Raw genomic sequence first — 9,476 nt, 5'->3', positions numbered from 1 at the left:
TTTTTATTAATCCAAACGGGTAATTGGCGCAAATGCTGCCAACAATCGTTTGACACCTTGGTCTGGAAAGGCAATATCTAATTCAGCATCTTCGCCTTTTCCAGTTACTTTAACAACTGTCCCAGTTCCCCAAGCCTTATGTTGCACCTTGTCACCAGCGGACCAGCTCACTTTGTCAGCACCTGTTCCCACATATTTCTGTGGCTTAGCTTGTGGTTGCTGATACGTAGTCGCCGTCGCCCGTTCCATCTTGTGATCAAATGGATAAGCTTTTTGCCGATTGCCATAACTATTTGGGGTTGCCCCAGCCGTTTGATTAGCTGATTCCAAAACGTCAGGATCGATTTCTTCAATAAAACGCGAAGCGGGATTATTTTGAAGACGGCCATACAACATGCGTGAATAGGCATTGGAAATGTACAATTTCTTTTGGGCCCGGGTGATTCCTACGTATGCTAAGCGCCGTTCTTCTTCCAATTGATCCTCATCCATTGCAGCTCGTGATAATGGGAAGATGCCCTCTTCCATTCCAATCAAAAAGACAACTGGAAATTCAAGGCCTTTAGCAGCATGCAAAGTCATTAAGGTCACAGCTGATGGCTCTTCTTCAACACTATCTTGATCAGAAACTAACGCCAAATCAGCCAAAAAGTCGGCCAAACGGGTCTCGGCAGTTGTTTCTTCTTCGTCTTGATGGCTATCATCAAACTGTTTTGTAACCGTCAAAAATTCTTCGATATTTTCCAAACGCGTCTCAGCTTCTAGAGAACGCGATTTCTTCAATTCGGCCCGATAGCCTGTTTTATCTAAAACTTGCTCAGTCAAATCGGTGATTGGCACGAATTCAGCCATCTTTTTAAGATCTGTCATAACGCCCGCAAACTGGTCAATCGCATTCTTAGCACGTCCGCCAAGATCATTAGCAACCTCGACATTTTGAGCAGCCTCAAATAATGACCAATGATTATAGTTTGCGAAATCAGTTAATTTCTCAATTGAACTAGTTCCAATTCCTCGTTTTGGTTCATTAATAATCCGCTCAAAACTCATCGAATCATCTGGATTAGCTAACAATGTTAAGTAGGCTAAGACATCGCGAATTTCTTTTCGGTCATAGAACTTATGCCCACCAACCATGGTATAAGGAACACTTGATTTCAAAAAGGTATCTTCAACTGCTCGTGACTGAGCGTTGGTCCGATACAAAACAGCAAAGTCGCCGAATTGATAATGATTGTCTTCAATTTGCTTTTTAATTTGTTGCACAATGAAATGGACTTCATCATTTTCACTTTGTCCCCGATAATAGGTAATATCATCGCCATCATTATTTTCTGTCCACAATTTTTTAGGACGTCTCGTTGTGTTGTGTTTAATCACTGAATTAGCTGCATCCAAAATTTTCTTTGTTGAGCGATAATTTTGCTCTAACAAAATCACCTGGGCATCTTTATAGTCCTTTTCGAAGTTCAGGATGTTTTGCATGTCAGCTCCTCGCCAACCGTAAATACTCTGATCAGCATCCCCAACCACACAAATATTTTTGAATCGTTTAGCCAACATCTTAACTAACGTATATTGGGCCTGATTAGTATCCTGATATTCATCCACATGAACATAGTGGAATTTGTTTTGATAGAAACTCAAAGTGTCGGGATTCTTTTGAAACAGTGTGATTGTCTGCATGATGAGATCATCAAAATCCAACGCCTGGTTAATCTTCAAACGCCGTTGGTATTCTTCATAAGCAGCCGCCACAACCACTTCAAACGGGGTTTTAGCGTTGGCCTTATAGTCACTTGGCGTCAATAAATCGTTTTTCGCGTTTGAAATGGCTCCTAATAATGATTTGGGATCAAATTTCTTCGGATCGTAGTTTAAATCAGCCACAATGTGCTTCATTAAAGTCCGTTGCTCACTCATGTCGGCAATCGAAAAAGCCCGGTTGTATCCAATTTGGTCAATGTTTGCCCGTAAAATACGCACACACAAAGCATGGAATGTGGATACCCATATATCGGATCCGGTTGCTCCCAACAGTTTAATAACTCGTTCGCGCATTTCTTTAGCAGCCTTATTTGTAAAGGTGATTGCTAAAATATTCCAAGGATTAACAGCCTTCTCTTCAATAAGATAAGCCACCCGATGTGTCAAAACACGGGTTTTACCACTACCGGCACCTGCCATAATTAATAAGGGACCCTCAGTTGCTTTAACAGCCTCTTGTTGCTTGTCATTTAGACCTTTTAATAACCTATTTTCGGGCAAAAGTTTCAATCCTCTCTATCCTAAAACCATTTCTTGTTCTGAAAAATTCAATCAGTTCTAATTATACCAAAAACTCGGCAATACTTGACCCTAAAACCAAAATTACTTCGACTTCTTAAAAAATTACAAAAAAAGAATCAAGATCCTAATTCACCATCTTGATTCCAAATCATTTAAATTATTAATCTAGGCTTTCAAAGTCAATCACGGTCTTAGTCCAAATCTCTGTGTTATCGATTTGTTCTTGAGCTTGTTGGACTGAATTAGCTTCTACCAAGACATAACCGGCACGGGTTTCTTTTTCAGTCGTCTTGTTTTGGGCATAAACATGGAAATACCAATTGTTCTTAATATTCCACTGGGTCCGAATCGCTTGCATTTGATCTTTATCAAAGTTAACCATAATGGTTGGCACAAAAAGCTTAATATCGCTTAACGGCATCCCCGCAATGGCCCGCAAATGTTGATCAAAGACACTCACATTGGTTGCGCGATTAAACACATACCCCGGACGATGAATAGAAGGCACAATCCGTTTAACATAAATATCTTCATTAGCTGTAATGGCAAATGAGATCTCGAACACACCCACGTAGCCTAATTCATCAGCAATTTGATTGGCAATACGTAAAAGCTCATTTTGAACACCATTAGAAGTCGTTGCCGGCATGATGGTCTCTACTAAATGTTCCTCAGCATAAATATTTTCTGCAATCGGAAAGATCTTGCGTTCCCCGTTCATTCCTTGAGCAACGGTGATCACTAACTCTTGTTTAGCATCGACAGTGGATTCTAATACGTAAGTTCGTTCGTTTAATAGGTCAGCTGCTTCAGGAATATCCGTCTGGGTATTAATTCGGAGCTCTGTATTTTTCTCCATACTTTTTTGAATTGGCTTTAAGATACTTGGATAGCCAATTGAATTTATAGATTCGTAAATATCACTCAAACTAATTACGGTGGCATAAGGAGCTGAATTCAGATTTAGTTGATCAAAAAATGCCCGTTCAATCAAACGATCTTGCGTCACTTCTAGTCCGTTGGTTCCTTGAGGAATATTTGTATACTGCTCGAGATATTTAATGGTTTGGACATCTACATGTTCGGATTCGTAAATCACAGAATCACATTTCTCGCCAAATTCCTGAAGCTTGTTTCCATCATTAAGCGCCCCAACAATATGGACATCAGCCAATTGCATAGTCTCACTTACTTCGTTTGGACCATAAGCAATCACTCGCAGCCCTAACCGACGAGCTGCCGTGATTAATTGTGAACCATTAGAACTATCTCCAACAATTCCCAAAGTATCTCCAGGATATAGCATTGCGTTATTCGAAACTGTCATTTAAACCACCCATTCTCATGCACTTGTTCGCCGTGCAGTATTCTTTTTATCTTTTACTCCGATTTTTATCTTCACTTTTCATATTACTGTTGTCAGGCTTACTTGGCAAGTGGTTTTCCTGTTTTTAAGGCTATTTTACGAATTGAACTTGGCCATTTTCCAAACTAGCGATTTGCGCTAACGCTTCCAACGGAATTTGCCGTTTCTCAATCAACGCCCGCCCTTTTTGGAACGTTTTTTCAATTACAATTCCAATTCCTTGAACTTCGATGTTTGCCTCTTTAATAATTGTTAACAAGCCTTCCACTGCTTGGCCGTTAGCCAGGAAGTCATCAATAATCAAGACAGAATCGTTTGGTTCGATAAATCGTTTAGCAATCGAAATCTTATTCGTGGTCTGTTTTGTGTAAGAATAAACATCCGCTGTGTGTAAATCATCAGTTAAGGTTAGACTTTTATGCTTCCGGGCAAAAACAACGGGCACGTGCATCGCCAACCCGGTCATTACGGCAGGCGCAATTCCTGAAGACTCCACGGTTAAAATCTTTGTGATGGGTTTATCTGCAAACAACTTTGCAAACTCCTTACCAACTTCAAACATGAGTTCAGGATCTACCTGATGATTCAAAAAGCTGTCTACTTTCAAAACATCATGAGGGAGAACAATTCCCTCTTTACGAATACGGTCTTCTAATAACTTCACAATTTTGCCTCCACATAGTTTTATTGTTGATCATATTTTTCTAACTGGTAACTCTGAATTAATTCAATCAATTTGCTTGGATAATCCGGATCGGTTGCGTAACCAGCCGTGTACAGCGCTTGGGCAGCCGTTTTATAATCTTTGGCTGTCAAAACGCCTTTGTACTGATCACGATTCCAATTTGTTCCGTTCACAAATAACATCGTGTGATCCTTTACAGAATCTTTCCAACTATTATACACCCGAAAACGAGCGGTTACAGTCACCCATTTGCCATTCGTAAATTCCTGAGTTTTCATTTCTTTGGTTGTCTGATAGATCGTACCTTTCATCCCAAAGTAATTATTGTAACGATCAGAAAGTTGACTGGTCCCCCAATCAGATTCTAAAATTGCCTGAGCAATCGTAATACTTGGCAAAACCCCGTATTTTCTGTGCATCGTTTGCGCATAAGGTGCAAGGGTCCGAATAAATTTTTGATGATTAGTTGTATTCAAAGTTGTCTCCGGTTGATTAGTTGAAAAGGAAATGCGTGGAATTAGTTGGACTGCCAAAACTACGACCATTCCAAAAATTAAAACTAGCGAAATAACTCCCGATAACTGGAGTTTTCCCTTTTTAAATAAAAAATTAGTTTTTCGTCGTTTTTTTCGTTTTGCCAAATTTCTCCATCTTTCTATTTCATTCTTTTAAAAAACTTTATCTAAACCGATCTCTACCTAATTTCGTATATTTAAGCAATGGCGCCGAAATTAACGGTACCAAGATTGCGGCCGCAATGGCCTCGGGAATTCCGTTGGTGCCTGCCACCAATAAAATGTATGGCGTCAATGCCTGAAAGTTAATGGCATGTAAAATAGTCGAGCCGTTTCCAAAAAAGAGCGCAATCCCACCTAAAACAAGTACCGTATTGGTTAATGAACCAGCGATGCCACTAATTATGAGTGGTAAGGTGAGCTTATCTTTATTCCGGGCTAGCCTTGAAAATAGCCATCCTGCAATCAAACCAATTAAAATTCGCGGTAAGATGGAAATTAACGGATTCACCATCACAATGTTACCTAACGCACTCGATGTCACTGTCAGTGCGCGAATCCAATCCACAATTCCCCAAATACCACCGACCAGAGCTCCATCGACCGGGTCCAAAACGACCGCCGCAATAATCACGGTGATGTGAATTGTCGTGATATTTAGCGGACCAACTGGCAAGTAACCAATCATTGGAACGTAATTTTGTAAAATAATAATTGCCGCAAACAACCCTAAGATACTAATTCGTGCCGCTGAACTGTTTTTCCCCATTTTAAGTCCCTCACAAGAATTGAAAAGTCTTTTAATTTCTTAATTGTTAAAAATCATTATATCATGAAAGCAACGGAAAAATTAACTACAAGCCACTTTATAAAGGAGTTATTACACTTTGGAAAACCTTTTGATTTTACCTCATAATTCAGAATTAGATGTTGCTGCCTATCAGAAATTGGGCGTTAAAATTTTTACCCCGGAAAGTATCACGCCAGACGACTACGCAAACATCACCATCATGCTTGGTTGGCAGTTACCTTTATCTGAAAATGTTTTAACTGCTGTCAATAGTCATCTGAAATGGATTCAAACTGTCAGTGCCGGGATTGATTATTTGCCCTTGGCTGAACTCAAACAAAGAAATATCTTGGTCAGTAACATGAGTGGCGTGCATGCCACCCCTATTTCAGAAACCGTTTTACTATACGCTTTGTATTTTGCGCGCGATTTTCCCACTGTCCTGGCTAACGGTCAAAAACAACGTTGGGCAGAACATTCAGAGTTTACAAATATTCGCACCTTAAGTCAGTCAACGTGGACAATTTTTGGCACGGGCCACATCGGTGCCGAACTTGCTAGATTGTTAAAAGCTTTTCATGCAAAGACAATTGGCGTAAATCGCAGTGGCCATGCTGTTTCGTCGTTTGATAAAACTTATGCCCAATCGGATTGGCAACAGGCCGTTGCGCATACCGATGTGATCGTCAACATCATGCCTTTAACTGATCAAACTACCCACTTTTTTAATGATCAATTCTTCCAATCTCTGCCCGAAACGTACTTATTCGTAAACGTTGGTCGCGGTAAGTCGGTTGACACTAACGCCTTAATTCAGGCCATCCAAGATCATAAAGTTCAGCATGCAGCGCTTGATGTCTTTGAAGAAGAGCCCCTGCCTAATACTAGTCCTTTATGGGAACTACCAAATGTGTTGGTGACGCCCCACTATTCGTCTGAAATGGAAAATCTAGGAAGTGCTTGGCACGCCATTTTTTTGCCGAATTTAAAATCTTTTGTGGAAACTGGTTCTGTTTACGAAAATAAGGTCGATTTGAATAACGGCTATTAAAATTTTAAAAAGGATTCCTGAAATCATCGGTAAGTATTGCTTACCAACTTTTCAGAAATCCTTTTGTTATTTTTCTTCGTTTTGTCGTGCATGACTATGTGAAAATCCATAACCAAAGTAAACAATTAATCCAATTGCTAACCAAATACCAAACATCATCCAAGTAAATGAAGCTAGCTGAAGCATCAAGTAGATACAAGCCAGAAACGAAATGATTGGAATCACTGGATAAAACGGAACTTCAAACGACTTAGGCAAATCCCGGAACCGGCGATCCTTTCGCAAAAAGACGACTCCAAGAGAAACCATCGCAAAGGCGAACAGCGTCCCAATATTAACTAATTCTGCAATTTTGGTTAACGGAATAATTCCGGCAAAAACACTGGCAATAAAGCCTAACGCCCACGTATTAATCGTTGGTACGTGGGTTTGCGGATTTAGTTTATGCAAAGCACTGGGCAACAAACCGTCGCGACTAATTGCAAAAATCAAGCGCGTCCCCCCGTACAACATCACGATCAAAACGGTGGTCATTCCAACAACCGCTCCCAAAGATACGATTCCTGCGACCCAGTTTTGATGAATAAAATGCAGGGCAAACGCAACTGGATCAGCCACGTTTAACTTTGTGTAATGCACAACTCCGACCAAAACTACTGATAATAAGATATAAAGAACCGATGCCACAATCAATGACGAGACAATTCCAATGGGCATATCACGTTTAGGATTTTTAACTTCTTCTGAGGCTGTCGAAACGGCATCGAAACCTATATAGGCGTAGAACGCCACAGCAGCGCCCCGGATCACGCCTTTTGCGCCAAAAGGTAACATTGGGCTGTAGTTAGTCGGACGAATGTAAAACGCCGCGACAACGATGAATAAGACAATCACAGCGATCTTCAAAATAACCATGACAGCATTAACTTTTGCAGATTCTCGCACCCCTTGAACCAACAAGTAGGCAATAATCATCGTAATTAGGAATGCTGGTAAGTCGAAAAGGGCGCGTGGACTTCCAGCAGTGCCATAGGCGGCCCGAAAAATCGCTGGTAAGTGAATATTGAAGCCAGCTAAAACATTTTGAAAATAAGCCGACCAACTGACCGCCACCGAAGAAACTGCAAATAAATATTCTGAAATGAGGGCCCAGCCGAGGATCCAAGCAATGAGCTCGCCGAATACCGCATAAATATAGGTATAGGCACTTCCGGCCAATGGAATGGTCGAAGAAAACTCAGAATAACATAACGCTGCTAAGGAACAGACCACCGCGGCAACTAGATAGGACAGCCATACCCCTGGCCCACTGTACGAAGCGGCAATAATTCCTGGTGTGATAAATATCCCCGCACCAACAATTGCGCCGACCCCCATCGTTGTTAAACTAAAGGCTGATAAGGTTTTATCAAGCCCAGTTTTCTTAAACATATCTGTATTAACTTCTTTACGAACAAACAAATCGGCAAATTTTCCTGTTTTTGACATGCTTTAGCTCCCATCAAAATGAGTTGTTTATTAAACATAAAGTTTAATTTTAATCAATATTTAAGAAAAAGTCAATTATGCTTCTCATTTTCTAAATTAGTGTCAACATTTCTTCAAGCCACCTACTGTAACCTTGTTCTCGATCAATTGCGTGGCGGAGAACCAAAGAATGCCCAAAACTTTGATCAATCTTTTCTTGTGTAGAAAACTTTTGTTTAAATTGGCTAGTTAATTGTTTTAATTTATCTTCGTGATACTTTTGCTGAGTTGCAATCATGGGTTTTAACAACGGCGATTGCGCATCATCAATAAAAAACAACTTCAAAATAAATTCGTCGTGCGTGTTATCCAATTCAGAACGACTTTTTAACCAAGCGTTGAAAATCTCTTGTCCCGCACTGGTAATAAAATACTGTTTTTTGTGAAGCTTCTGGCCCACCGTCATTGATTCATGACCGATCAGCGCATCATCTTCCATCCGTTTTAAGAGTGGATAAATTTGACTGTGATTTGCATTCCAAAACTCACCAATGTCCGAATCAAAGGATTTTGCAAGATCATAACCAGTTTGTTTTTTACTTTTTAATAATCCTAATAATACATATTTCAGGCGATTTTTTTGAGCCATCGAATCTTCCTCCTTGACGTTTCGTTAAAAAAATTGTAACATAACCAAGTTGATTAAAACATGTAATTAATTACACATTAGGAGGAATTATTAGAATGGCAAAAACATTTAAGACACTAGACGATTTTTTGGGAACACATTTTATTTACACATACGATAACGGTTGGGAATACGAGTGGTACGCTAAAAACGATCATACAGTTGACTACCGCATTCACGGCGGAATGGTTGCTGGCCGCTGGGTAAAAGATCAAGAAGCTAACATTGTGATGCTAGTTCCTGGGATCTATAAGGTTTCTTGGACAGAACCAACCGGTACCGATGTAGCTTTGGACTTTATGCCAAATGACAAGAAAGTCAACGGAACAATCTTCTTTCCAAAATGGGTTCAAGAACATCCAGAAATTACTGTAACTTTCCAAAACGACCATATTGACGTTATGGAAGCTGCTCGTGAAAAATATGAAACTTATCCAAAGATGGTAGTTCCTGAATTTGCTCAGATCACTTATATTGGTGATGCTGGTCAAAACAATGACGATGTGATCAGTGAGGCTCCTTACAAAGAGTTGCCTGATGAGATCCGCGCAGGAAAATACTTTGATGAAAATTACAAACGAATCAACAAATAAATAAATTAAAAAGCAAGATAGAAATCTAATTT

At 40.0% G+C, this 9,476-nt stretch carries 9 protein-coding genes; 2 read left to right on the top strand and 7 right to left on the bottom strand.

Annotated elements, in window-relative coordinates; all coding sequences use genetic code 11:
- Positions 1 to 6: 6 nt before the first annotated feature.
- The 5 genes from pcrA to PI20285_RS02750 all read right to left on the bottom strand — a co-directional run bounded on the left by pcrA (position 7) and on the right by PI20285_RS02750 (position 5,624).
- Positions 7 to 2,268, bottom strand: a complete 2,262-nt coding sequence (gene pcrA / locus PI20285_RS02770; RefSeq protein ID WP_057771938.1) for a DNA helicase PcrA — start codon at positions 2,266 to 2,268, stop codon at positions 7 to 9.
- A gap of 181 nt (positions 2,269 to 2,449) precedes the next feature.
- Entirely contained in the window at positions 2,450 to 3,616 is a 1,167-nt protein-coding gene (locus PI20285_RS02765; protein WP_057771936.1) for an ATP-grasp domain-containing protein, read from the bottom strand.
- 130 nt (positions 3,617 to 3,746) lie between these two features.
- Positions 3,747 to 4,319, bottom strand: coding sequence for a xanthine phosphoribosyltransferase (locus tag PI20285_RS02760; RefSeq protein WP_057771934.1), 573 nt, complete (start codon positions 4,317 to 4,319; stop codon positions 3,747 to 3,749).
- Positions 4,320 to 4,339: 20 nt separating this feature from the next.
- Entirely contained in the window at positions 4,340 to 4,981 is a 642-nt protein-coding gene (locus PI20285_RS02755; RefSeq protein WP_057771932.1) for a glycoside hydrolase family 73 protein, read from the bottom strand.
- Between the two features lie 37 nt (positions 4,982 to 5,018).
- Complete coding sequence (locus PI20285_RS02750) at positions 5,019 to 5,624, bottom strand: ECF transporter S component (RefSeq protein WP_057771930.1); 606 nt, start codon at positions 5,622 to 5,624, stop codon at positions 5,019 to 5,021.
- A gap of 118 nt (positions 5,625 to 5,742) precedes the next feature.
- Between PI20285_RS02750 and PI20285_RS02745 the strand changes: the two genes are divergently transcribed.
- Positions 5,743 to 6,696 carry an NAD(P)-dependent oxidoreductase gene (locus PI20285_RS02745; protein ID WP_057771923.1) on the top strand — a complete coding sequence of 318 codons (954 nt, stop codon included), beginning with the start codon at positions 5,743 to 5,745 and terminating at the stop codon, positions 6,694 to 6,696.
- Between the two features lie 66 nt (positions 6,697 to 6,762).
- On the opposite strand, the gene PI20285_RS02740 is transcribed toward PI20285_RS02745, so the two are convergent.
- Together PI20285_RS02740 and PI20285_RS02735 are read right to left on the bottom strand one after the other, a co-directional pair.
- On the bottom strand, positions 6,763 to 8,184 hold the full coding sequence (locus tag PI20285_RS02740) for an APC family permease (protein WP_057771921.1): 1,422 nt from the start codon (positions 8,182 to 8,184) through the stop codon (positions 6,763 to 6,765).
- 91 nt (positions 8,185 to 8,275) lie between these two features.
- Positions 8,276 to 8,812 carry a PadR family transcriptional regulator gene (locus PI20285_RS02735; protein ID WP_057771919.1) on the bottom strand — a complete coding sequence of 179 codons (537 nt, stop codon included), beginning with the start codon at positions 8,810 to 8,812 and terminating at the stop codon, positions 8,276 to 8,278.
- 95 nt (positions 8,813 to 8,907) lie between these two features.
- Between PI20285_RS02735 and PI20285_RS02730 the strand changes: the two genes are divergently transcribed.
- Positions 8,908 to 9,444 (top strand): phenolic acid decarboxylase, encoded by a 537-nt coding sequence (locus tag PI20285_RS02730; RefSeq protein ID WP_057771916.1) that lies wholly within the window; start codon positions 8,908 to 8,910, stop codon positions 9,442 to 9,444.
- The last annotated feature ends 32 nt before the right edge of the window (positions 9,445 to 9,476 follow it).

Source organism: Pediococcus inopinatus (assembly GCF_002982135.1).
Taxonomy (GTDB): Bacteria; Bacillota; Bacilli; order Lactobacillales; family Lactobacillaceae; genus Pediococcus; species Pediococcus inopinatus.
This window is presented reverse-complemented; position numbering and strand designations above follow the sequence as displayed.